This is a genomic window from Phocaeicola vulgatus ATCC 8482, from assembly GCF_000012825.1.
Lineage (GTDB): Bacteria > Bacteroidota > Bacteroidia > Bacteroidales > Bacteroidaceae > Phocaeicola > Phocaeicola vulgatus.
This window is the reverse complement of sequence record NC_009614.1, coordinates 2,621,189-2,648,165: the sequence shown is the minus strand read 5'-3', so window position 1 is coordinate 2,648,165 and position 26,977 is coordinate 2,621,189. Positions and strand designations below refer to the sequence as shown.

Here is a 26,977-nt window from a genome sequence, read left to right as displayed (position 1 = left end):
TTACAATAGAAAACTGCTTGAGCCTTTGTCAAAAGAAACAAACAATAAAATTATTCATTGACAGCGCCGCAATGAGGACACACTCCTTTATTCTTTATCTTCGCCCCACAATTTCCACAACTGAATTTATACCGGGAAGCATGCTTTATACGATTAAATGACCATACAGCATATACCAATAAACATGGATAACCCAAATAGTAATACGTAGTAAATGTAAAAAACAAATATAAAAAGATACAGCAGGACATCAATCCCAACAAATAAAAACATGCAGCTTCAATATGTGTCTGATGAAACAAATCATCCAAAGTAGCCAACCCCACAAGAATAATCCCCCAAATATTAAACATGAAAAGAGAAAGAATAAAAGGTAAGCTAAAAGGATTCAAAGAAGGATTATAATAAAACTGCTCCCAAGTTCCCGGAACAAAATGCTGAATACTGGCATAAAGCGTAGCTGCTGTAGCTACCAACCAAGAAAGAACTGTAGGAAAAACGCTATCAATATCATTCAACCAGATTAATTGCAGCTTCTGGCGACGAATAGCCCTATGAATATACCAAATACCGAAAAAGCCTAATATGACAAAGAAAGCGATGGTATGAGAATTACTGAAAAAATGAATAAACTGTGACACTGAATCCACAGGAACTACTTTCTCCAACAATTCCTTTTCATGTATCCATCCCATTGTTTCCTGGTCCCGTGCTACCTTTACCCATACAGAATCCACACTATCAGCAGCTTGTATCATAAACTCCGCTACCACCAGCCGTTCTCCTTTAAAAACAGGAAGCACATCAACCAATGGCAGTTGCTGTAACATAAGCGAATCTGAAGTAACCTCAAAATTACTGTTTAATGTATAATGCCGTTCTATCAAATAATTGACAGAATCCCTTTTCTTTTGCGGCATATCCCCACTCGGAGTAACAGGTGAAGGATATTGGCAAGCCATTAAAATAGCCAACACCAAAAACAGTAATCCGATGTACTTACTTTTCAGCATAGACTTTCATCTGACAATTCTTACAATCAAACTCTAAGCGGAAACGTCTGTTATCCGAGCTAACCAAATAATAAGGTTCCCTATAAGGAGAACGCACTTTATGCCAAGAGGGACACCATCCCATACTATAACGCAAACAATGCTTGCAAAACATCAATACCGCTTCTTCTGCCGGAGCCTTTTCATAAGCCGGAGCAATACGCTGCACGCCATGATTCCTATAGAAGGAAACAGCATCAGCATTCATCACATTTCCCAAATAAGTCAATTCATTCACAGGAAAAGCATGATGCGTTCGAGGCAACTTGTAAATTTCCTGCCGATAGTTAATACGGCGCACTTCCAGCAGTTTCTCTATTCCCTTACGGCGAAGTTCGGCAAGCATAGAAGCTGGAATAAACCAATTGTCCGACCAGTCAATCACTATATCTGACGCTTCAAATGGAGTATTTCCTAACTTTCCAAGTTGTGTACGCAAGTTATCTTCCTGCGGAGTACGGGCACGTTCCTTCTCCCTTTCCAGCACCACACTGGCACTGTGATCATCTTCATCGGTCAGAGACAGAGTAAAGCCCCGATTATTTTCAGCCAATTTTAAAATGACAGCAATTTTCCTTTCAGCTGATTTACGCGACATCAACCTCTCAAATTCCTGATCAAAATTACGATAAAGTATCGTACGGGGCTTTATCCGAGGCATCTCTTGAGGAAATAACTTATTATTCTCCACCCGGTTTATGCGAAATCCCTGCAACTTACCAGTCTCATCCAAAAAACAGACGCCATCTCCATTATTAAAAGACTTGATTCCGGCTACGGTAAGATAATTACCACGAATTTCCTTCACTGTCCCCATCTCCTCCCCTAAAGACTTGGGAGTATCAAAAGAAAAAATATCCTTATTCCTGTCAAAAAGAAAATAATTAGTAAAACCACGACTGAAACTCTTATCCAATTGAGGTTTGAACTCTAATTTCACTTTCCCCGATGAAGCACGGATATACTCTTTACGACGTTTGAAAACACTATCCAGCTTCTGGCGATAATAAGCTGTTACATTTTTAACGTAAGATACATCCTTCAAACGTCCCTCTATTTTCAGGGAAGAAGCTCCGGCATCCAGCAATTGCTCCAACTCTTCGCTCTGATTCAAATCTTTCAGAGACAATAAATGCTTATTCCTTACTATAGATTTACCGTCCGCATCTACCATATCAAAAGCAAGGCGACAGAACTGGGCACATTCTCCCCGATTGGCACTACGTCCGAAACAAGCCTGACTAACATAACATTGTCCACTATAGCTTACACACAAAGCACCATGTACAAATACCTCCAAAGGCACATCAGGACAAGCATGATGGATATTTCCTATTTCAACAAGAGAAAGTTCACGAGCCAATACCACCTGACGGAAACCTGCCTCAGCCAGGAATCTTACTTTTTGAGGAGTACGATTATCCATCTGTGTGCTGGCATGTAACGGTATAGGGGGCAGATTCAATTCCAACAATCCCATATCCTGCACGATCAAAGCATCCACTCCGGCACGGTATAAATCCCAAATCATTTTTTCCGTATCCTTCAGTTCCTCATCCTTCAGAATCGTATTCACCGTCACATAGATACGGACATTATACACATGAGCGTACCGCACCAACTCAGCGATATCCTCCAATGAATTCCCCGCAGCCGCACGTGCTCCGAAACGGGGAGCACCAATATAAATGGCATCAGCACCGTGATCAACAGCTGCAATACCGCACTCCAGATTTTTAGCAGGAGCTAATAATTCTATTTTTCGTTGTCTGATCATCGTATCTGATTTATATCAAACGGGGTTTCCTGATATACATAATAGTTCAACCAATTAGAAAACAACAAATTGGCATGTCCGCGCCAACGCACCACCGGGGCATTGTCCGGATTATCGTCCTTATAATAATTTACAGGCATTTCAATAGGCAACCCTTTCGCCAAATCACGCTTATATTCCGTATCAAGCGTATAAGGAGAATACTCCGAATGCCCGGTAATAAAGAATTCACGCCCATTACGAGCCATAGCCATATAAACCCCAGACTCATCAGACTCAGCTATTAAAGCCAACTCTTTTACTTTCAGAATATCCTCACGGTGTATTTCGGTATGACGGCTATGTGGTACAAAAAACTCATCATCAAAACCACGGAATATGGGCAATCCCTGTACATTGATATGATGACGGAAAATACCAAACATTTTTTGTTTCAGCGGATATTTGGGAACTCCATAGAAATGATAAAGCCCGGCTTGGGCCGCCCAACAAATATAAAGAGTTGAGGTAACATGAGTACGCGCCCAATCAAAAATAGTAGTAATCTCATCCCAATAATTCACATCCTCATACGGCATCTGCTCTACCGGAGCTCCCGTAATAATCATCCCGTCATATTTCTCGTCGCGCATCAAATCAAAGTCATGATAGAATGCTTTCATATGTTCTACCGGCGTATTTTTCGATGTATGGCTTTTCAACTTCATAAATGATATTTCCAACTGCAAGGGAGTGTTGGAAAGCAAACGTACCAAATCCGTTTCTGTCGTTATCTTCAACGGCATCAAATTCAATATCACGATTTTTAACGGACGAATATCCTGTGCACTGGCACGTGAATTGTCTATGACGAAGATATTTTCCTCCTTCAGCAATTCAATAGCAGGTAGTTTATCGGGTAAATTTAACGGCATTTTCTTATCTGTTAATTAGTTGTAAGTGCAAAATTAAAAAAATCCCGCCAATTCTCCTTATTAAACGATCTTTTGAACTAAATTATTTCCTTTCCCTGATCGTTTTCGATCAACAAACCTTGATTATTTTTAGATTTTCACTCATACCTTCACAACTTCTGTCTTGATTCCACTTTTTCCCTTCTTTCATATTATTTATTAACTCACCTTTTTCTTAGAAAAAAGAGGACGAACTTATATCCATAATCAAAAAAGATTAATTATCTTTGAGCGCAAAAATAAAAAATATTCTTATTATTAACATGAAATATAATTAAGTTTCAAGTGGTTGACTCAAGAAACAACCTATATTTTTAAATTTTAATCTTTAAATTCAAAAAGTATGAGAACCTTTAAATCATTGATGATAAGCTTATGTATGGGTACAACCCTATGCATGTGCTTACCACAAACCACGACAGCACAAACCGTAAGTTCAGGAGATTCCTGGACATGGGACAAAGGAACCATTGTGATTGATACTCCTGAACGTCCGACCGGCCAGAAAAGCGTATTAGGCTTAACCACCCCTAAAATGGAGGTAGTCCGCGTAGGATTTGTCGGATTGGGAATGCGAGGCCCCGGAGCCGTAGAGCGCTTCACTTATATTCCCGGTACACAAATTGTGGCCCTTTGTGATTATGAAGCATCCCGTGCAGAAAAATGTCAGGATATCCTAAAGAAAGCATCTATGCCGAAAGCTGCCATTTATTCCGGAGAAAAGGGATATGAAGAATTATGTAAACGTACAGACATAGATTTAGTTTATATCGCCGCAGACTGGTTGCATCATTTCCCGGTAGCAAAATGCGCATTGGAAAACGGTAAAAATGTAGCTATTGAAGTTCCCTCGGCCATGAACCTGCAAGAATGCTGGGACTTAATCAACCTGAGTGAAAAAACCCGCAAGCATTGCATGATTCTTGAGAACTGTTGCTATGACTGGTTTGAAATGAATACACTGAATATGGCACAACAAGGTGTATTTGGCGAAGTAATCCGTGCCCAAGGAGCCTACATTCACAATTTAAGCCCGTTTTGGGATCATTATTGGAAAAACGGCAAAGAAGACAAACTGGGATGGCGTTTGGATTATAACATGAAACACCGGGGTGATGTATATGCCACTCACGGCCTGGGTCCTGTAGCACAAGCATTGGATATCCATCGTGGTGACCGTATAACCACTTTAGTAGCTATGGACACCAAATCTGTTGTTGGTAAAGATTTAGTGGAGAAGAGAACCGGCGAAGAATGTAAAGAATTCCGTAACGGAGACCATACCACCACCCTGCTTCGCACAGCAAATGGAAAAGTTATTGAAATCCAACATAATGTAATGACTCCCCAACCTTACAACCGCCTGTACCAACTGACAGGAAGCAAAGGGTTTGCCAATAAATATCCCGTTGAAGGATATGCTTTGGATGCAGCACAACTGACCGCATCGGGTGTGCAACCCAAAGTAGACGATTTGAACTCTCACGGATTCTTACCTCAGGCAGAAATGGAAGCACTTGTTGAGAAATACCAGCATCCTATTTTAAAGAAATATGGTGAAATGGCAAAAGAAGTCGGCGGCCATGGCGGTATGGACTTCATCATGGACAGCCGTCTGGTATATTGCCTGCAAAACGGACTGCCTTTGGACATGGATGTATATGACCTGGCCGAATGGTGCTGTTTGGCCGAACTGGGAGCTATCTCTATGGATAACGGCTGTGCGGCAGTAGCCTTCCCGGACTTCACACGAGGTGAATGGAACGTGACCAAAGGTTACAAACATGCATACGCTTCACCCGAAGACGAAAACGCAAACATGGAAAAAGCAAAGGCTTTCACCGCGAAACTGAAAGAGCAGGGAGCTAAAGAATGGGCGAAAGAAGCTAAGAAGAAAAAGAAATAAACAGGAATAAACAAGAAAAAATGTGCCGGAAGTCACTCTGTCATAAAAGGCAGCCCAATTCTTCAGGCACATTTTTTATGCCGTCCGAACAACAACCGTTTCCGGATTTTATCGAGAATCAAAAAAAGGATGTAACCGGCATTCTTATAATTTCCGGCCAAAGCACTTCGACAGTGTCAAATTCAATCCGACACGCCATTTTGTCAAAGAAGTATACAGAAAGGGTGAAAAGGAACTGGAACACGCAGACCCCACATACGGTTTCAAGACGTCTTCTTCCAAGCACACTCAGGAAGAGCGATTCGGCATGCTGATGGAATATCTAAGGGAATACACCTTCATCACCCGCCAGGAATACCCTGTTCTCTTATATCCTATGATAGATTTCATCGAAAGGAACCCTGCCCCGTTCTCCCCAAATGCCTTTGTTCCCATCCCGTATGCCGCAAGGTATAACCATATTGATGCCTGCCCCATGGGGCAGCTTCAATAGTTTCTTCATCCGCCTGCTGTCAAAACCTTCCAGCGGACAAGTGTCATAGCCTTCGTTTGCCATGGCAATCATAAAGGTTTGGGCAGCAAGGGCACAGGATTTATTTACCGTCACACGCATATCGCATTCCGAAACTTCCAGCATCATAGGGCGGAACAGGCTGATGGTTCTCGCCAATATCACCCTGAAAAGCCCTAGAAGCCCGAAAAACCTTGCATAAATGAAAGGCATCAGTTTACCATAATACAGCTTCCTGTCCCTAATACGTTTTTCCTGACGCTCTTTCGGACTATTGCGCCTGATATTTCCTTCTTCAAAGTCAAGCACAAATTTAGCACGCTTTTTATACAAATCCTGACGAGTAACAAAAACAACAATTTCCGAAGCCGTAGAAGCAGCCGACTGCCCTAAACAAGCTTCTGAAACTTTCGCCATCAGTCCGGGATTCGTTATTTGATAAAATTCCCACAATTGCATATTGGAACTATTGGGAGCCAGCGTAGCCAGTTCAAGACAATGTTTCACCTTTTCCGGGTCTATCGGTTTATTTTTATCATACCTCCGCACAGACCGGCGGAAGTTCAATACCTCTTCTAAATTCATTTCCTATTCAAATTAATAACTTTATTTCTTACTGAAACATTGCAGGATGACTTCTGCCATTTTCTTGGAACTGAACGGATTCTCTCCGGTAAACAGATTACCGTCAATAACGACTTTTGAAGTCATCGGAATCAATGCTTTCTCGTAGCGGGCACCTCTGTCTTTCAGTTCGGTTTCCAAATCGAAAGGCACGACCCTTTCCTTTCTTGCCAGAATTTCTTCAGCCCGGCTGAATCCTGTAAGCTTCTTATCTTTAACCAGATATTCGCCGGAAGCCAACGTCACATTCAACAATCCACAAACACCGTGACAAATGGCTGCCACCTTCTTTTCATTTTCATATTGCTTTTTTAAGATGGCTTGCAGGACAATATTATCCGGAAAATCATACATGGAACCATGTCCTCCCGCCAAATAAACGCAATCAAACTGAAATTCGGAGACTTCATCCAAACTTTTAGTATGCTGCAATACATTCTTAAATATGGAATCTTCCCAACAGGTTTTAGTTATCTCATCCATGAGTAAGGGATTCAAACTCTCCGGATCGATAGGAGTATCGCCTCCTTTGGGACTGGCAACGGTAATTTCTATTCCTTGCTTTTTGGCGCCGTGATAAATATGGGTGAGTTCGCTCAGCCATAATCCGGTTCTTAAATTCTTATTCACAAATTCGCCTTCTCCGGTTACTATTGCCAGTAATTTCAAGTTATCCATATTTATAGTTTTAGGGGTCATGCCTATATAACATAACCCCTATCCTATTGTATTCCAAACAGACAAATCATTAATATTATTTGGATTATTTCTTCATCCTTATAATAATCAAATGACAGATTTTACCGAGTCCTAACATTTTATAGGTTATTCTTGTAAATATTCGCCATCACCTTCTGGTATTGATTCTCAATCTGCATATACGCCTGAAGATTCTTATAAATACTTTCCGTTTCCACAAAATATTCAATCAATGAAATTTGTCCTTCGGTCAATGCCTGTTTCAATAAATCCAGCGAACGGTACATCAAAGGAACATCATACGCATTCATGGCATCCTTCAACTGCTGCATCTCATTGAAAAGAGACATCAGGGAAGCCTCGACCCGGTCTTTAGCACTTTCTTGCATAAGCTGAGCGCTGATAGCCTGTGCCTTGGCTATCTTTACCTTTTTACGATTCTGAAACAAAGGCAAGGAGCCCCCTACCACAAAACCATTCATCGAAACCGCATCATCCGTGTTACGGCGAAAGCCGGCTTCCAGCTTCGGCAACCATCCTTGGCGGTCTACCGAAACCTGCTTCTCGGCGGCACGGGCAGTGGCGGCGGCGGCCTGCAAGTCAAGGTCTGACGCCATCACTTCATCCCTCATAACATTGTAATCATTGATTTCCTGTATGGCAGGATACGTGGTTTCAGCAAACTCCAAAGGCATGTTACCGTTCATGGCAAGCAGAGACTGCAAGGCAGTGCGGTGAGCTGCGCTGTTTTGGGCAACTTCCGTCTGCACGTTCATACGCTCCATCTTGATTTTGTTGACTTCCAGTATATTCGCATCACCGGTCGTCAGACGTTTTTCATAAAGTGCCTGTAATTCATCTGCATTTTTCATACGGATATCCATCAATGTCTTTTCCTGATTCAACAGAATAAGGTCCAGACAGAGATTCTTCGCATTCAGCAGAATATCCCGGCGGGCAGCCTGTTGTTGCTTGTCCACCGCTTCGTTCTGCAAAGTAGCCTGCCGGTTGCGGGCAATATACTGAGTAGGAAAATCAAAACCTTGCGAAGCAACGAACTCCGTACCGTGACCACCTTCGGCACCATTACTGTAAAAAGAGCTGTAGCTCACCGTAGGATCAGGTAAGTTGTTGTTTGTCCGGTTTTCCATCTTGGTCGCATCGGCGGCATGTTTCTGTGCCTTGAGCTCTTTATTGTTCTGCTCTATGCTTTTCAAAATGTGCTCAATACTCTGAGCCTGCATCAGCAAGGGAGAGCAGAGGGCTATTATAACTAAGATTCGTTTCATATTATTTCTATTATTTCTTCTTTCGGTTCATCAGTTCATAAACAATCGGAATAATGAAAGCGTTCAGGAAAGTCGATGTCAAAAGACCTCCAAGAATAACTTTCGCCATCGGGCTTTGTATTTCATTACCCGGCAAATCGCCACGGAATGCCAAAGGTATCAAAGCCAGCGCGGAAGACAACGCAGTCATCAGGATAGGGTTCAAACGGTCTAACGAACCGTGAAGAATGCTTTCTTTCAAATCCATACCTTCTTCGCGCAACATATTGTAATGACTTATCAACAACATACCATTACGGGTAGCAATGCCAAACAACGAGATAAAGCCGATAATAGCCGGAATGCTTATCTCACCCGTTGTTATCATCAATGCAAATACCCCACCAATCAACGCCAAAGGCAAATTCAACAAAATGACTCCACTTTGGGCTGCATTCTTAAACTGGGTATAAAGCAACAGGAAGATAACCACGATACTCATAAACGAAGTGAGCATCAGCGTACGGCTGGCCGCCTGCTCGCTTTCAAACTGACCGCCATATTCCACATGATATCCTTCGGGAAGCTTGATTTGCGCATCAATCCGTTCCTGTATATCATTCACCACGCTGCGCAAATCACGACCGCTGGTATTGGCCGAAATCACAATCTTACGCTTCACATTCTCACGGCTGATGGTATTCGGTCCCATGGCAGAAACCACATCGGCTATATAGTTGACAGGGATTTTCTGACCGTCACCGGTATCAATCATCAGGTTGCGCACCTTCTCCATCTCATCACGCACCTCATCCTTGGTACGGACAATAAGATTAAACGCTTTGCCTTCTTCATATACCTGTGAAACGACTTCACCCGCCATGTTCACTGATACAAACTCGGCAAACTCCGGTAAAGAAATACCGAATTTGGCAAGCATCTCGCGTTTGGGAACAATCTTGAGCTGCGGACGTTCGATTTGTTGTTCCACATTCAAGTCGGCAATACCCTCCACACTGCTGATGGCATCCTTTATCTGATTACCGATGGCAAACATCTTGTTCAAATCATTACCAAACAGTTTGATGGCAATGTTGGCCTTGGTACCCGAAAGCATGGCATCGATACGGTGGCTGATAGGTTGGCCTATTTCGATATTCGCACCGGTAATGGTAGATAACTTGGCACGCACATCGGCTACCAGTTCCTGGCGGGAACGGTCTTTCAATTCAAACGGGGCCTCAATTTCACTCACGTTAACCCCTAATGCATGCTCATCCAGTTCGGCACGTCCCGTTTTACGGGCTACGGTCTGTATTTCGGGAATAGACATCAGCAACTCTTCTGCACGGTGTCCCATCTTGTCCGATTCTGCCAAAGAGATTCCCGGCAATGAACTGATATTAATGGTGAACGAACCTTCATTGAAAGATGGCAGGAAACTGCGTCCTAATGTAAAAAACATAACCAATGCCACCGCAAACAGTCCACCCGTAAAACCCAATACTGCGGATTTATGATTCAAGGACCATAACAAGGCATTGCGGTAATGCTTTTTCATCCATACGGCCACAAATGCCTCTTTGGGCAATCCTTTGCTTTTATTATTACCTAACAGATAGCTGCACAGTACCGGAGTCAGTGTCAAAGCCACTACCGTAGAAGCAAACAACGCCACAATAAAGGCAATGCCCAACGGAACCAGCATACGCCCTTCCATTCCTGTCAGGAAAAACAAAGGAACAAAGCTGACTACAATAATCAAGGTAGAGTTCAAGATAGGCATACGCACTTCCTTCGAAGCATTGAACACGACTTCAATCACGCTCTTACGTTCCCCTTCGGGCAACAAGCGATTCTCACGCAAGTGCTTCCATACATTTTCCACATCCACAATGGCATCATCCACCAACGAACCAATGGCAATGGCCATACCACCCAAACTCATGGTATTGATGGTGAGTCCCATATAGTGAAGAGTCAATATAGAAACAATCAATGACAACGGAAGGGTTACCAATGAAATAACCGTGGTACGTACATTGGCAAGGAACAGGAAGAGAACAATCACCACAAAAACAGCACCTTCATACAACGAATCCTTCACATTGCCGATAGAGCTTTCAATAAAACGGCTCTGACGGAAAATATCTGTAGAAACGTGTACATCAGCCGGAAGATTCTTCTGCAAATCCTTCAATGCGGCTTCCAACTGCTCTGTCAGTTCAATAGTCCCGGTCTTGGGTTGTTTGGTAACGGTCAGCAGTACGGCAGGTTTTCCTCTCTCCGAAGCAGTACCCAGTTTGGGTTCCTGCGAACCAATCTTCACATCGGCAATATCCTCCAATGTAACGGGCACCCCTTCCACCGTCTTGATGACGGAACGTGACAACTGAGCCACATCATGACTGGAAAGCACCCCGCGAACAATATATTCGTTTCCATATTCATAAATCACTCCGCCATTGGCATTCTGATTCATGTTACGGGTAACGTTCATCACCTCTGCCAACGTAACATTGTAATGTTTCATGCGGGCAGGGTCAAGCAACACCTGATATTCCTTGATATCACCTCCCAGCACGGCAACCTGTGCCACACCTCCCGTAGAGAGCAGGCGCGGACGGATAGTCCAGTCTGCCAGTGTACGGAGATCGAGCATGGAAGTAGTATCCGAAGTCAGACCGATAATCAGCAACTCACCTAAAATAGAAGACTGAGGTCCCATGGTAGGTTTACCTACATTCTCGGGCAGCTCCTCGCTGACCAAGGACAATTTCTCACTGACAATCTGACGGGCCAGATAGATATCGGTATCCCATTCAAATTCCACCCACACAACGGAAAAGCCATTGGTGGAAGATGAACGCACCCGGCGCACATGGGTCGCACCGTTCACGGCAGTTTCTACAGGAAAGGTTACCAATTGTTCCACCTCTTCGGCTGCCATACCATTCGCTTCGGTCATAATCACTACAGTCGGCGCATTCAAATCGGGGAACACATCGACTTCCGTATGAAAAGCCGTGTAAGTACCGCCGATAAGCAGCAAAACCGACGCCACCAGAACCAATATACGGTTCTGAAGGGAAAAATGTATAATCTTATTTAGCATAGGACGGCTGATTAATGTTCATGACTATGAGCCGGAATCGCATTGCTGGCCGACGCTAATTTCACCTGATAAGCTCCCTTTGTTACCACACGGTCACCGGCTTTCAAACCGGTCAGAATCTGCACTTCCTTTCCGTTGCTCGCTCCCAAAGTTACCTCCTGTTTCTTATATCCTTCCTCATCCAGTTGCAGATAAACAAAGTACAAACCTTGTTCTTCGGTCAGTGCCGTAACAGGCAAGGCCAGCACATCGGGCATTTCCGACGAGAGCAGATACACCTCCACATACGAACCGGGAATCACATCTCCCCGATTATCAAATTCGAAAGTTACAGGCACATAAAAAGAAGTACCACCGGATGCTTTACCATAAGAAAGCAGACGCCCTTTCAACTCACCCAGCTCATATACCTTATTATCGTATGGAGTCTTGAAGTTTGCCGACTGGATGCTATGCAGATAACCATAATATTTCTCGGAAACATCTGCACGAAGGAACAGACGACGGTTCTGAGTGATACTCACCAAAGGCTGGCCTACCGACACATAGTCACCTTCCTGCACCAGACAATTCTTGATATAGCCACCTAAAGGAGCTGTAACGGACACACCTGTTTTGGTCTGGTTCTTTGAAATAGCCTCGTATGCCAATAATGCATTTTCATAACTCTCCTTAATGGCATTGAAATCTTTCTGCGATATTATCTGACTTTTTACCAACTTGGCGGCACGTTCATATTCTTTTTTGGCGGTTTCATATGCGATACGGGTACGTTTTACAGGGTCTCCGTCCGGCATATTCTCAGCAGAGATATTCAGAATGGGAGCCCCCTTGCTCACACTCATACCGTCCGTTACCGGATGGCGGAAAGAAACCACACCGGCTACATTGGCGACTACTACGCTTTCATCGCCTTGTGCTGCCTGCACCTGACCGCTGGTCGTTATCACCTGACGGAATGATTCAGGCCGGATTATTTCCGATTCTACCCCGGCTGCTTTTGCTTTTTCTGGAGCCAGAATTATCTCATCGGAATGTCCGGCTGCAGAAGCTTCCGCTTCATGATTATGCCCTTCGTGACCTTCATTCTCATGGTCGTGGTTTTCTTTTTCATGGTCATGCCCTTCGTGATTATGGTCATGCCCTTCGTGGTCGTGATTATGTGCTTCCTCCGTTCCATGATCGTGTCCTTCGTGATCATGACCCGATTTACTGTTGCAAGAGCCTAAGAGGAACAAGCCTAAGACTCCCATAAAAATAAGTTTCTTCATGATGATATTATTTGTTCTTACTTTTTATTAAATGCAAAATTAGTGTAAAGAAAATGCAACAAAGTTGCGGATAAAAAGATAAACTTTCTATCTGTTAAGCAAGAACATCGCAAGGAGGAGCACGCAACCCCTTTACGTGGGGAAGACACGTAGAATGCAGTTTTTCTAAATAGTAATTATAAGGTAATGTGTTGTGTTCTGTCAACCGCAATGAAAGCGCCAATACATCCGTCACCGTATATAACAGCAAACAAAACGAATAATCAGGAGAAACACTGTCTTGGGCCCGATCCGGAGTTACACTTTTAAACTTGGTCACACATCCGGCATTACATGTATGATTCTCATCAGAACTATTATTATGCTGCTGATGCTGCACGGAACATTGACAGCCGCACAAAGTCATATCATGCTGCAAACAAAGAATTTCCCGGTGATGATGATGAGGCAGAACAGATGCTGTCAACATGATAATGCTGACCAACATCAATACCCATGCTATGTATCGTCTCCGTTTCATCGGGCACAAAAATAGGTGTTTATCATGTAAAATCCAAAAAGAAAGCATGGTAAATGCCGAATTCTCAGCAATTACCATGCTTTCTTATTATCTTTTACATACAAAGCTTACCAAATAGAGACACGTTTTTCAGGAGCCAAATACATAGGATCCCCCTCTTTAATGCCAAAAGCATCATACCATGCACCTATTTGAGGGAGTGCTCCGTTCACACGCCATCTGCCCAATGAATGTGGATCAGACTTGGTTTGCAAACGAATCTGCTCGTCGCGGATATTGCCAGCCCACACTCCGGCGTATGACAAGAAGAAGCGCTGTTCCGGAGTAAATCCGTCTTTTACCGGCAGGGGAGCATCTTTTGTCGCATTCTTGAACGCCTGGAAAGAAACCTGCAAACCACCATGATCGGCTATATTCTCACCTAAAGTCAAAGAACCGTTGGCATTGAGTCCCGGCAAAACCTGGATGCTATCAAAGAAATTCACCATTACCTGAGCACGTTCTTCAAAACGTTTGGCATCTTCGGCTGTCCACCAATCTTTCAAATTACCATCCTTATCAAACTGACGTCCCTGATCATCGAATCCATGAGTCATTTCATGACCGATAACCACGCCAATAGCTCCATAATTAAATGCATCATCAGCATTCATATCAAAAAACGGATATTGAAGAATACCCGCCGGAAAACAAATCTCATTCGTGGTCGGATTATAATATGCATTGACAGTCTGCGGAGTCATTCCCCATTCATCTCTGTCAACCGGCTTTCCTGCCTTGGATAACATATAATCCAGTTCGAATTCTGTAGCACGCTTCACATTGGCCCAATAAGAATCTTTTTCAATATTCAAACCGGTATAATCCCTCCACTTATCAGGATAGCCTACCTTTACATAAAAAGAATTCAACTTCTCAATAGCTTTAATCTTTGTGCTGTCACCCATCCATTCCAAATTCCGAATACGTTCTCCCAATGCGGTCTGCAGATTCTTTACCAACTGCACCATACGTTCTTTTGCGGCTGCCGGAAAATATTTCTCCACATACATCTGACCTACCGCTTCACCCAGTACTCCATTTACAGTACTTACAGCACGCTTCCAACGAGGTTGGTTAGCCTGTTTGCCGGATAGTGTTTTTCCATAAAAATCAAAATTTTGTGCCACCAAATCATCACTCAAGTAACCGGCAGCCCTGTCTATCAGACTCCATTGCATATAAGCGATCTGATTTTCAACCGGCAAGCTATTGATAATTTTCTCAACCTCTTTAATCGGCTCCACTTGAGAAACACTCAGTTCAGTCACCCCTTTCACGCCTATACCATTCAAGAAAGCATCCCAGTCAATGCCCGGAATCTCTTTCTTTAATTCATCCAAAGACATTTTATGATAATTGGCCGCAGGGTTACGCTGTTCCACCGCACTGAAAGAAGCTTTTGCAATACGGGTTTCGATATCCATTACAGCCTCCATTTTCTTTTTAGCGGCAGCCTCATCAAAACCAGCCAATTGGAACATCTTTACAATATGTTCCTTATACTTATTACGGATATTGACAGTCACATCATCATTGTCCAGATAATATTCTTTTTCACCCAGACTGATACCCCCTTGATACAATTGAAACAAATTGCTCTTGCTGTCCATGATATCGGCACCCACATAGAAACTGAAATAAGGGAATACACCGCTATGAGCCAGTTCCGCCATCAAAGGAACTATTTCCGATTTATCCTTCACTGAAGCAATCTTTTCCAAATCAGCTTGAATAGGAGTTACTCCATCCGCATTCAGTTTCACACTATCCATAGCCAAATTATAGATATCCCCTATTTTCTGACCTATTGTACCTTGCGCATTCTGCCCGGCAGCAATTTCCACAATCAATCCTTTCAGTTGTTCCCGATTATTTTCAGCAAGCATATCGAATGAGCCAAAACGGGAATATTCATTGGTCAGAGGGTGTTTCTTCATCCATCCGCCACAAGCATACTGATAAAAATCAGCTCCTTGAACAGCCGTAGTGTCCAAATTTGTCAAGTCTATACCCGAAGTCATGACGGCTTCCTTTTTACTGTCGCATCCGGCAGCTACTGCCAGAGCCAATACAGCCATTGGTAAATAATGTTTTGCTTTCATTTATTCTATATATATGATACATACTTTAACTTCCCTGCATCTCTTCTAATTCCATAGAAACGGTCTCCCATTCTTCTACCGTCTGATCCAAGTCCTTTTTCAGTTTCTGATGCTTTTCATACAAAGCCATATCCGATGCACCTTCGGGAGTAGCCATATCAGCTTCCACCTCGCCAATCTCAGTTTCCAGCTTTTCTATTTTCTGTTCACAATCCGCAATTCGTTTCTCCAATTTGCGAATTTTCTTATTCAATTCCTTTTGCGCCTCATAAGATAATTTGTTCTCACTAACCGTTTCGGGTTCTTCCTTTTTAGTGGCAGACACAGTAGGAGAAGCCGAAAGCTGCAACTCATTCAGACTCTCTATTTTCTTTTTCTGTAAAAAATCATAAATGCCGCCAATGTGTTCTTTTACTACTCCACCTCCGAATTCATAAACTTTGGTCACCAGTCCATCCAAGAACTCACGGTCATGAGAAACAACAATCACCGTTCCATCAAATTCCTTGATAGCTTCTTTCAATACATCCTTTGAGCGCATATCCAGATGGTTGGTAGGTTCGTCCAAAATAAGGAAATTCACCGGTTCTAACAAAAGTTTTATCATGGCAAGACGACTCCGCTCCCCACCCGACAGTACCTTTACTTTTTTATCAGAAGCCTCACCTCCAAACATGAATGCTCCCAGAATATCACGAATCTTCAAACGAATATCCCCTTTTGCCACATAATCAATCGTATCAAAGACACTCAGATTTTCATCCAACATCTGAGCCTGATTCTGAGCAAAATAACCAATCTGTACGTTGTGCCCGATGGTCAGTTTACCTTCGTATGGGATTTCGTCCATTATACATTTCACCAAAGTGGACTTACCTTCCCCATTCTTTCCGACAAAAGCCACCTTCTCACCTCGATTAATAGTCAAAGTCACATCGTGAAAAACGATATGACTGCCATATGCTTTCTTCACCCCGTCACAAATGACCGGATAATTGCCGGAACGCATGGCAGGCGGAAACTTCAACCGCAAGGCTGAATTATCTTCATCATCAATTTCAATAGGAACTATTTTTTCCAATTGCTTGATGCGGCTCTGCACCTGTACAGCCTTGGTAGCCTTATAACGGAAACGCTCTATGAAATCTTCCGTATCCTGAATTTGCTTCTGCTGGTTCTCGTATGCACGCAATTGCTGCTCACGACGTTCTTTGCGCAATACCACAAACTCATCGTAAGCCACTTTATAATCATAGATATGCCCGCAAGATATTTCAATCGTACGATTGGTCACATTATTAATAAATGCACGGTCGTGGCTCACCAATACAACGGCTCCCGCACTTGTCTTCAAAAAGTTTTCCAACCATTGAATGCTTTCTATATCCAGATGATTGGTAGGCTCGTCCAACAGCAACACATCGGGCCGTCGCAACAGCAACTTGGCCAACTCTATACGCATACGCCATCCACCACTGAACTCAGATGTAGGACGGTTAAAATCCTCCCGGCTAAATCCCAACCCCATCAATGTACGTTCTATCTCAGCTGTATAATTGGTACCTCCCATCATCAAAAAGCGTTCATTGTCATGGGTGAATTTCTCAATCAGTTTATGATAGTTTTCTGAATCATAATCTGTTCTATCCGCCAACTCCTGATTCATTCTCTCAATACTAGCCTGCAAGTCAAAGATATGTTCAAAAGCCATCTCCGCCTCTTCCATCACAGTATGTTTATCACTCAGAATCATGACTTGAGGCAGATAGCCTATCGTCACATCACGCGGAACAGAAACACTACCTGAAGTAGGCGCCTGTATTCCTGCCAATATCTTAAGCATAGTAGACTTACCGGCCCCATTCTTCCCGACCAGCGCAATACGATCTCTCTTATTGATAACGTATGACACATCCTCAAACAGAGGCGTTACTCCAAACTCTACTTTCAAATTATCTACTGAAACCATTCGTTTTTATCCTTTTGCAAAAGTGGCAACAAATATACGGTTTTATATGTAAAAAAGACAAAATACAAGTAAATAAAAAAAGTCCTCATCCTTAACAAATAGGACAAAAGTATTAAAACGTGTTAGAAAACATATTTTTTTAGTTGTTTTATTTGCAAAATCCACTAAAACACGTACCTTTGCAACGTGTTTTTCATAGTATTAGATTTAAGGTTAACAAAGGTTGGAGCAAGGCGTTGCTCCTTTTTTTATGTCTACATTTTCCTCATACTTAAATATTGACTTAGCTCAACCAAGCAAAATTTATCTGTAATACAAAAAATGACTGCTTCATTCTCATGAAGCAGCCACCAACAAAATACACGACGTAACACAACTATGTTTTACACATATCAGTTATTTAATATCGATTCCACAAGGATTGAGTCCCGGACCACCACCACCTGTATATCCCCTACTTTCTCCTGTGTCCCATGGAGAAATCCAAAAAGCATATAAATCGCCACAAGTAACATAAAACTTCACTTTAACTATCTTGCCTGAAAGAGCAGCAAGTTTTTTACCTGATTTCCAAGTTACCAATTGTTTAGTACTGTTCAAATCATTCATTTCCTTACAATCCTCTCTGGAAAATCCCGTAATCACATTACCATTTTCATCCATTATCTCCACCTGCAAATCCTTTGCTTGTGCATTCACAAAAAAATGATTACCATCAAACTTTATTTTCTCGGTAACAAGTACCCCTTCTGTGTCTGTATGCATGGAAACGAACCCATCACGACGTAAAGTTGCCAACCCAGTAGAAGTAAATCCATCCCACATCACTTTATTCTTCATTCTTCCACTAGAATACAAATACAAAGAATCACCAACAATGAGAGGTACGCCAATAACAGACTGCATATTTCCCCAATTCCATGCCCCTTCCGTTTCATTTACTCCCATAACAGGTTCATAACTGGGACGATAAAAATGAAAACCATCCCGACTATATCCCATCCCTATTTCATTTCTTTTCTGAATACCTAACTTACCACAGAGATCATTCTCTGGTCCTTTCCACATAGCATAGAACCCTAGCATAACACTTTCATAAGGCATAGCATCAAAATTATAAATGGCTGGACGCACATCAGGAAATTCAGGATGTGGCAGTTCCTTATCGGAAGGAGTAAACCACAAAACTATATTTTTATCCTTTATTCCTTTAGCCAATGAATGCGCCACGCTAACTGCCATCTCTGGATCTTCATTTTCCAAATAGCCTCTAGAGCGTCCGTCTGCTTTACTCCCCTGCCGTAGACTAATAGCCCATTTTTGAGTAAACGGATTATAGAAAGCAGTGGTACGATCCCCCACCGGTCCTGATTGCGCAACTCCTTCCGACCAATGAATACCATCTTTTGAATATTTTAAAATTATTTTCCATCCTCCACTATGTTTTTCCACATTGAAGAGTTTGAAACGTTTTTCTGGTTCTGGACACATTTTATCGAGCCAAACTGTAGCCGCATCCCGATCACAAGTATCTACAATATTCGTACCCGGCACTATATCCATATTCACTTTTTCCCAATGCTTCCCATCTTTTGACTCCGCATAACAAGTATAAAAGCTTTGACGATGTTTGTGCATAGATCCGGCACCAGCCAAATACCACATTTTAAATTTTTGTTCGCTTTCATCATACCATATTCCATCACTGAAAGGAGCAGCATAAGGAGCACGTTCAAAAGTGTATTCCCACTCCTTATCCGGAGCAAGTACCGGATTATTCTCATAGAACATAGCCTTATGGGAAACACGCTCCATATCTGTTTCTGCAATTAAAAAATCATCAACGAATAATTGGCGTCCTAGATTTACAGAAATAACAGTCGGTTTGTTTGAAATATAAGGTAAAGACATTTCGCGACGTACTCCATCATCAATCATACTAGGAGGCCATTGCTCGGGCAGCACAATGCCATTATGCAATGTTCTACCATTCTCTTTCACCGTTTTATCATTGGAAGATGACACACAGCCGGCAAAGCAAGCTGCACATATAATATAATAAAATACTTTCATAATTATTCTATTTTTAATTACCATCCTGGATTATTTTTAGTGATATATGGATTACCCTCTACTTCATCAATTGGCAATGGAACCCATTCATTCTTATTTTCCTTAAACCCCATATATTGAGCCCTGCTAAACCTTTTAAACAAAGGATCAGTATTTTCCAATTCGCGAAAACGCTCTACTACTTTACCCCAACGAAGCAAGTCAAAGAATCGGAAGCCTTCATAGGTAAGTTCTAGAATACGTTCATCTTCAATAGTTCTCATATTAGCTTCTGTTACATGAGGTACTCCTACCCTATCGCGTACTTTGTTTATTGCTTCTAACGGGGTTATGTTTGCAGTGGCTTTCCCTCCCATTACTACAGCTTCAGCATACATCAGCAAAACATCCGAATAACGAATCATTCTCCAGTTTACTCCTTGTGCACGTCCATTAAAAAAATGCCCACCAGCATCATCTGTCGGAGGTAAGGTCCAATCCAACCATTTCCTACTACACATTTTATATCCCATTGCCAACTCATATTGTTCACCAAATGTTCCTTCCTTTGAACCCATTTCTGCTTCCCAATCCTTCCCTTCAAGAAAAGTAACCTTCATACCTTTCGGACGTATAATCTCCGATACATTATCATTAAAAACAAACGAACCAAACATACGTGGATCAGTTTCTCCTGTCACTGTTTTTGACGCTACAAATTTATCATATAACCAATTGTGCATAACCTGTGCAGAACTATTCGAATTTCTACTTCTATTCATTATACACATTTTACACCGGACATCATTGAACAACCCACTGTCCACAAATCCTGGGTTAAATCCTGTATTCAACACTCCGACAAATTGTACTTCAAAAATAGATTCATCATTATTTTCATGTGCCACATCAAAGTTCCATGAATAGTCATCTACCAATCTGTAGTTTCCACAATTACCATTAATGATTTCTGCAAAAGCCGCAGCAGCCTCATTATAATAAGTTGTTTGTGAAGTTCCATATTTGGGTTCAATACCGGATCTATAAAGATATGACTTACCCAAAAGTGCATAAGCAGAAGCTTTCGTCACACGTCCTTTATTTTTAGCATCCCAAAAATTCTTGTCAGGAAGTAAATCTTTAGCTTTGATCAGATCATCTATAATAAAATCCCAAGCCTCTTCAGGTGTTGCCTGAGGCTTATATTCATTAGGAGCCTTAGGCAATTCTTTAATCAAAGGAATATTCCTATAATTGATGAATAAAAAGAAATGTGTAAATGCACGAAGAAAATAAGCCTCCCCCAAATATGCATCCTGTAATTCTTTATTGCTGAATTCTATTTCAGTAAGACTTTCAATCATTTGGTTAGCTTGGGAAGCAGCTGTATACATTAACTGAAAAGGTTGAACCAATGAATAATAAGAAGGGGTAAACTCTTCATTATAAGCACCTGGTACTCCATAATCAGCTACCGAACACCCCTCATCACTACGAGTCAACATCAAACCAAATCCACAAGCTCCCAAATTACGAGGAGTCGAAATATACCCATAGATACCAAGAATTCCCTTATTACAATTTTCTAGTGTAGTATAAAATGAATTAACGTCTGATTGATTAGGATTCACCGCCAAATCATTAAAAATATCTTCACATGAGCCCATCATTCCAATAGTTACAAAACTGATAATGATAACTATAATTTTACGCAACATTATTTTCATACTTATTCTGTTTTTAGAAAGTTAAATTGACACCAAGATTATATACTCTAGAATTCATTGTTGCTTCATGAGGACTTTCCTGTGCTTGCCAGAAACCATCCACACCTCTGTCAAACAACACGTTTGAACTAACTTCGGGATCATACAAGGGATATTTTGTGATAGTGAATAAATTTTGTACCCCCGCATATATTCTAAATGATTCTATATGGAATTTTTGCAATAATTTCTTATTAAAGGAATAACCGATTTGTAGATTCTTGCATCTGAAATAAGAACCATCCTCCACATAGAATGTACTTGGAAGCGAGTTTATGCCAGAACTGTTTTTACTATTCAGTTTAGGAGCTTCTGCATTAGGATTTTGCGGAGTCCATGAATTATAGAAAGCATCCTTTAGGGTAGCACTATTAGCTCCTCCAAAATACCAATCATATTTCATTAAAGCAAAAATATCGTTACCTTGCGTTCCTTGGAAAAAAGCAGTCAAATCCCAATTCTTATAACCTACATTTATATTTAAACCATAAGTAAAATCCGGATGAGGATTACCAATATCCGTTTTATCATTCTCATCAATCTTCCCATCCGGTTTTCCTGTCAATACACCATTCACACTACCATTATTATCCTGAAAAATAAAATTACCATCATTATCAAAACCTTCCACCACATATCCCCAAAAGGTACCAATAGGCAAGCCCGGTTTAGTAATAGTAGGACGGTCATTAAAAGAACCACTCATCATCACCTCTGCCTTAATGGGTTGTACTCCCTCACCCAAACTCTTTACTTTATTTCTTAATGCCGAAATATTGGCAGTAACATCCAAACTCCAATCCTTCCAATTATTACGATAACCTACCGTAAATTCAAAACCTTTATTTTCAACAGATGCAGAATTAAAGACTGGCAAATCCCCCCCATTAGTCATAATGGTTTGCCCTGACGATGCTAATGGAAGTAATGGAGCAAGTAAGTCATTATTATCTTTCCAAAAATATTCAGCTGTAAAAGAAATTTTATTATTCAGAAAAGCCATTTCCAATGCTACGTTTTTAGATATTGATTTTTCCCAAGTCAAATTTTCCTGAGCAAATTTGGTTACATAACCATTCATCACACTACTTTGACCAATCTGATTTTCACCGAATACAGAAGGTATTGGACCATAAGCCGTAGAAAGGAAAGAATATGAATCTATAAAATTAGCTCCTAATTCACCATAACTAGCTCTAATCTTCATTTTACTTATCCATTCTATATTAAAAAAATTCTCTTCATGTATATTCCAACCCACTGAAACCGAAGGAAAGTAACCGACCCTATTTCCTTTAGCAAATTTGGAAGATTTATCACTACGAATACTTGCAGAAACAAGATAACGCTCCTTATAGTCATAGTTCAAGCGAGCAAAAAAGGAGAGTAAAGCTGAATTGTATTCTTCACTTGTTATATCTCCTTTCCCATTAAAAATAGTAATATTAGGACCACCCAAATCTGTAGAACCAGAACCAATCCCCATAGTTCTATAGTATTCTCTCATCCAACTTGTACCTACCATTGCGTCAATAGTATGACCAGCAAACATATTCTTATAAGTCAAAATGTTATCAATTGTATAACTAAATCGCTGTCCACGACTTTCAGATAGTGAATTAATCGTTCTGCTATAATCAGGATCTGCATTACCATTCTCATCCCAATTGGAGTCAAAAGCAATGGACCGAGATATATTATTTGTTGATATATAGTCACCTCCAAGTAGTAGCTTATAATCCAATCCTTTATATAAATTCAGTCCTATATTCAAACTACCAGTAACATTAACTGTTTTATTTCTTCGAACAGTATTGGAATAAGATGCAAACGGATTAGTAACTTTTCCTTCATTTACATAATAATCTTTACCTGCAGATACATACCTTCCCTCTACATCAGTCATTGGAACAGTAGGAATCCCCATCACCATCCTTACTTGAGGCTCCTTATTTGTAAAAGCAGCAGAAAGAGTTTCACTAACAGTCAAACGTCCTTTCTTAAACGTTCCATTGACACGTGCATTATATTTCTTAAAACCAGAAAATTCCATAATACCTTGCTGATCAAAATACCCCAAACTTGTATTAAAAGTTGAATATTCACCACCACCAGAAATTGAAGCATTCAAATTATACATAGGAGCATTTCTTAGATATGCATCTTGCCAGTCAGTATTAATATCAGGATTAGTAGGATGAATATTTTCTGGAGCTTGAGTCTGGTTTGTTGAATTTGCAACAATTTGCTTAGTATATTCGCGATGCTCATTTGCATCTAGAAAATCAAGATATTTAGAAGGAGTCTGCAAAGAATAGTTTGCAGAAATTTCAACTTTTGCTTTACCTTTTTGACCATGCTTGGTAGTTATCAGCACAACCCCATTTGCAGCGCGAGAGCCATAAATGGCAGCCGCCGAACCATCCTTCAGGATTTCTATTGATTCAATATCTGAAGGATTCAACGAATTTAGCCCATTATTAGAAAATGCACCATCAATAACATATAAAGGTTCAGTAGCACCAAATGTACCTGCTCCCCGAACAAGTATCTTGATATCTGCCCCAGCTTCTCCCCCCTTTTGCAATATTTCTACTCCTGGAGCCCTCCCCTGCAAAGCAGCTGCAACAGAATGCCCCATCTGTTTACTCAGTTCTTTTGCAGGCACTGTCGCCACGGATGCTGTCAAACTAGATTTTTTTTGAGTTCCATAACCAACCACCACCACTTCATCTAATTGTTCCAAATCCTCTTTCAGAGTTATATTCACATTCTTTTCCCCTTCCAAATTAACAGCAAGAGTCTTATAACCGATAAAACTAATAATAAGAGTTGCATTCGCAGGAGCTTTAAGTAAAAACTTACCATCCATATCAGTAATAGTACCATTAGTAGTCCCCTTTTCCATCACATTAACTCCTACGATAGGTTCTCCCATAACATCCATCACAAGCCCTGAAATATCTTGTAATTTTTTCTCGTTCAACATGGACTGTTCTACTTCCTTCTTCCGAATAATGATATTTTTATCTTTTATCTCATAAGAAACATTTTGTCCTTCCAAGATTTGCTCAATAACTTCTTGCAGTTGCTCAGCGTCTATATCAACAATCTTTTTCGTATCTAAATCCCCAGCTATATACACAAATGAATATCCACTTTTTTCTTTTAGCTCAGTCATAGCTTTTTTCACCGATACTTTATTCATTTTCAATGGTATATTCTGTGAGAAGATATTCAAATTAAGGCAAAGCAAAGCCCCGACCAATAATATGGCCTTTCTCTTGTTTTTCATAAATTAGTAATTTATTAATTAAAAAATTAAATGAACTTAGCTTTTAAAGAGAAAAATCATTAACTTTGCATTCTCTAAAAGCGCACTCACAATCGTAAGTCGAAAAAGAGATTTCATCAAGGTGGGAAAATCCCTATATCTTCCCACCTTTTCTTTTTCATCCCTTTCGTACCCCTATTACAGTATTACAGCTCTAATTCTATTCATACTTTTAATTTTAAGGTTAAACAATTTTAATCCACTCCCTACTTAATATAAAGTTATATTGTGTCCTTCAATAATATAATGAATCTTACGGGTCGCAGATAATGCTTCCAAAACTTCCTGAATATTTTGCTCACGATGAACGAAATTTCCATAGAACCTGAAAGTATTCAAAGTATCACTAGCTATTTGTATTTTCACATTATAACTACGTTCTAACTCCTTCACAACATCTGGCAACAATTCCTCATCAAAAAATAAATATCCATTAGTCCATTGTAATGCATTGGAAACAGTAGAATACTCCACATGCATTCTGCCATTCTTTTTATTCAAGACCACCCTTTCATTGGGTAACAAAAAAGCTTCTTTTTCTTTTTTCAATAAATTATTCAATGCCACTTTTCCTTCGGACAAAGAAACAATGGCTTCTGCATCATCCGGATAATCCCGAAAATTAAATTTCGTCCCCAATACCTTTACCAGCAAACTATTCGTTTTCACAAGAAATGGAACTTCTTCATTTCGTTTAACTTCAAAATACCCTTCTCCTATCAATTCTATTTTTCTATTCCCTACTCCGAATCCTTGTGAATATGTTATACGCGATCCGGCATTCAACCACACTAATGTCCCATCCGGCAAGGTCAATTTTGTTCTGGAACCAAGAGGAGCCTCCACAATGATATCCGAAAATACCTCTTTTATACTTATTCCACCCCTCCAATAAGAAAAATAAGAAACTGAGAACAATACAACAATAACAGCTGCATAACGCCAAAATTTAGACAAACAGAAATTTTCACGTTCTCTTTTATCATTCAACCTCTGATTAGCAATTCTATTTTTAAATTGTTCAAATGCTTTGCTCTTATCATATTTAACATCCTCTTTCACACTTATGGCAGAAAACCAAATTTCTTGCCGCTGCATAAAATACTTTTCATTTTCCACAGACGCAGCTATCCACTCCTTCAGTTCATGCACAGCATTTCCATCCAACTCATTACTTAAATAGGATACTATTAATTCATCAATATGTTCTTTTTCTGCTTTCATCTTTGTTGTTTCTAAAGTGAAGACGATTTATTTTAAATACAGGGTAGTCCTAAAAGAACTTTTTTCTGTTTTAACACGAAAAAAATAAAATCAAAGCAATTAAATATTTGCTCAATTCAGTCTGAAGGAAAGATAATGCATTCTTTATATGATACTTAACCGTATTTATAGAAATACCTAATTCCTGAGAAATTTCTTCATATTTTTTCTCCTCAAATCTACTTTTTTCAAAAACACATCTACATTCAACCGGTAGTTTATCTATTGCCATACGGATTTCATGCTCCAATTCACGTTCTAATAATATTCCCAAAGGATAATTATCCGACTGCAAATACTTTTCTTCAGACATCTCTTCCGGTACTAAAACTGAAAATGAAATTTCCTTTTTTTCAGATCTAGATTTCAGATAGTCTATACAACGATTACGAACAGCCTTTATCAGATAACTTCTAATAGAAATAGTAATGTTTAAAGTTTCTCTGATTTCCCAAAGGTGAAATATTACATCTCCAACTATAGTTTCCGATAAAAAATTATCGTTCAAATATTGATTTGCTACATGACATAAAAGAACATAATGATAATCATAGATGTATTTATAAGCATCTTCGTTGCCATTTTTCAGTTGTTCTACAATCAGTTTCTCTGTGTTTTCCATTTTATTTCTTTTGAAAAAGGAATAAAGTTAACGGGAACAAATTTAAAAATTAATTCTGAGTAACTTTATAAAAGAGCAAAAAAACAAATCCGTTAATCTTATTATCACACCTTAAATGGTCACAATAAAGA

At 40.4% G+C, this 26,977-nt stretch carries 17 protein-coding genes; 1 reads left to right on the top strand and 16 read right to left on the bottom strand.

The window, feature by feature from the left end; translation table 11 throughout:
- Positions 1–50: 50 nt before the first annotated feature.
- The 3 genes from BVU_RS10345 to metA are packed head-to-tail and all read right to left on the bottom strand — an operon-like array spanning position 51 to position 3,743.
- Positions 51–1,013 (bottom strand): zinc ribbon domain-containing protein, encoded by a 963-nt coding sequence (locus tag BVU_RS10345; RefSeq protein ID WP_008667982.1) that lies wholly within the window; start codon positions 1,011–1,013, stop codon positions 51–53.
- Entirely contained in the window at positions 1,000–2,829 is a 1,830-nt protein-coding gene (locus BVU_RS10340; RefSeq protein ID WP_011965421.1) for a peptidase U32 family protein, read from the bottom strand. The genes BVU_RS10345 and BVU_RS10340 overlap by 14 nt, the downstream gene beginning before the upstream one ends.
- Positions 2,826–3,743 (bottom strand): homoserine O-acetyltransferase MetA, encoded by a 918-nt coding sequence (gene metA / locus BVU_RS10335; protein WP_005842582.1) that lies wholly within the window; start codon positions 3,741–3,743, stop codon positions 2,826–2,828. Before metA ends, BVU_RS10340 begins: the two co-directional genes overlap by 4 nt.
- A 382-nt stretch (positions 3,744–4,125) precedes the next feature.
- On the opposite strand from metA, the gene BVU_RS10330 reads away from it, so the two are divergent.
- On the top strand, positions 4,126–5,688 hold the full coding sequence (locus tag BVU_RS10330; RefSeq protein ID WP_011965420.1) for a Gfo/Idh/MocA family protein: 1,563 nt from the start codon (positions 4,126–4,128) through the stop codon (positions 5,686–5,688).
- A 367-nt stretch (positions 5,689–6,055) separates the two neighbouring features.
- Here the strand turns inward: BVU_RS10330 and BVU_RS10325 are convergent, their stop codons facing one another.
- The 13 genes from BVU_RS10325 to BVU_RS10265 form a co-directional block, all read right to left on the bottom strand.
- Entirely contained in the window at positions 6,056–6,784 is a 729-nt protein-coding gene (locus BVU_RS10325) for a nitroreductase family protein (protein ID WP_005848864.1), read from the bottom strand.
- A 21-nt stretch (positions 6,785–6,805) separates the two neighbouring features.
- Positions 6,806–7,501 (bottom strand): type 1 glutamine amidotransferase domain-containing protein, encoded by a 696-nt coding sequence (locus tag BVU_RS10320; protein WP_008667973.1) that lies wholly within the window; start codon positions 7,499–7,501, stop codon positions 6,806–6,808.
- Positions 7,502–7,641: 140 nt separating this feature from the next.
- On the bottom strand, positions 7,642–8,811 hold the full coding sequence (locus BVU_RS10315; protein ID WP_005940860.1) for a TolC family protein: 1,170 nt from the start codon (positions 8,809–8,811) through the stop codon (positions 7,642–7,644).
- 10 nt (positions 8,812–8,821) lie between these two features.
- Positions 8,822–11,905, bottom strand: coding sequence for an efflux RND transporter permease subunit (locus tag BVU_RS10310; protein ID WP_011965418.1), 3,084 nt, complete (start codon positions 11,903–11,905; stop codon positions 8,822–8,824).
- Positions 11,906–11,916: 11 nt separating this feature from the next.
- Entirely contained in the window at positions 11,917–13,176 is a 1,260-nt protein-coding gene (locus BVU_RS10305; RefSeq protein ID WP_011965417.1) for an efflux RND transporter periplasmic adaptor subunit, read from the bottom strand.
- Positions 13,177–13,270: 94 nt separating this feature from the next.
- Positions 13,271–13,774: a DUF6769 family protein gene (locus BVU_RS10300; RefSeq protein WP_011965416.1), complete on the bottom strand. Its 504-nt coding sequence runs from the start codon at positions 13,772–13,774 to the stop codon at positions 13,271–13,273.
- A gap of 29 nt (positions 13,775–13,803) precedes the next feature.
- Positions 13,804–15,840, bottom strand: a complete 2,037-nt coding sequence (locus BVU_RS10295; protein WP_008782371.1) for a M13 family metallopeptidase — start codon at positions 15,838–15,840, stop codon at positions 13,804–13,806.
- Positions 15,841–15,865: 25 nt separating this feature from the next.
- Entirely contained in the window at positions 15,866–17,809 is a 1,944-nt protein-coding gene (locus tag BVU_RS10290; RefSeq protein ID WP_011965415.1) for an ABC-F family ATP-binding cassette domain-containing protein, read from the bottom strand.
- A gap of 396 nt (positions 17,810–18,205) precedes the next feature.
- Positions 18,206–19,882: a hypothetical protein gene (locus tag BVU_RS10285; RefSeq protein WP_005842613.1), complete on the bottom strand. Its 1,677-nt coding sequence runs from the start codon at positions 19,880–19,882 to the stop codon at positions 18,206–18,208.
- 17 nt (positions 19,883–19,899) lie between these two features.
- The gene (locus tag BVU_RS10280) at positions 19,900–21,588 is read right to left on the bottom strand and encodes a RagB/SusD family nutrient uptake outer membrane protein (RefSeq protein WP_011965414.1); all 1,689 of its coding nucleotides are present in this window, start codon (positions 21,586–21,588) and stop codon (positions 19,900–19,902) included.
- A 13-nt stretch (positions 21,589–21,601) separates the two neighbouring features.
- Entirely contained in the window at positions 21,602–24,922 is a 3,321-nt protein-coding gene (locus tag BVU_RS10275; protein WP_011965413.1) for a TonB-dependent receptor, read from the bottom strand.
- Positions 24,923–25,171: 249 nt separating this feature from the next.
- The gene (locus BVU_RS10270) at positions 25,172–26,185 is read right to left on the bottom strand and encodes a FecR family protein (RefSeq protein WP_005842620.1); all 1,014 of its coding nucleotides are present in this window, start codon (positions 26,183–26,185) and stop codon (positions 25,172–25,174) included.
- Positions 26,186–26,255: 70 nt separating this feature from the next.
- Positions 26,256–26,846, bottom strand: a complete 591-nt coding sequence (locus tag BVU_RS10265; protein WP_005842622.1) for an RNA polymerase sigma-70 factor — start codon at positions 26,844–26,846, stop codon at positions 26,256–26,258.
- Between the last annotated feature and the right edge of the window lie 131 nt (positions 26,847–26,977).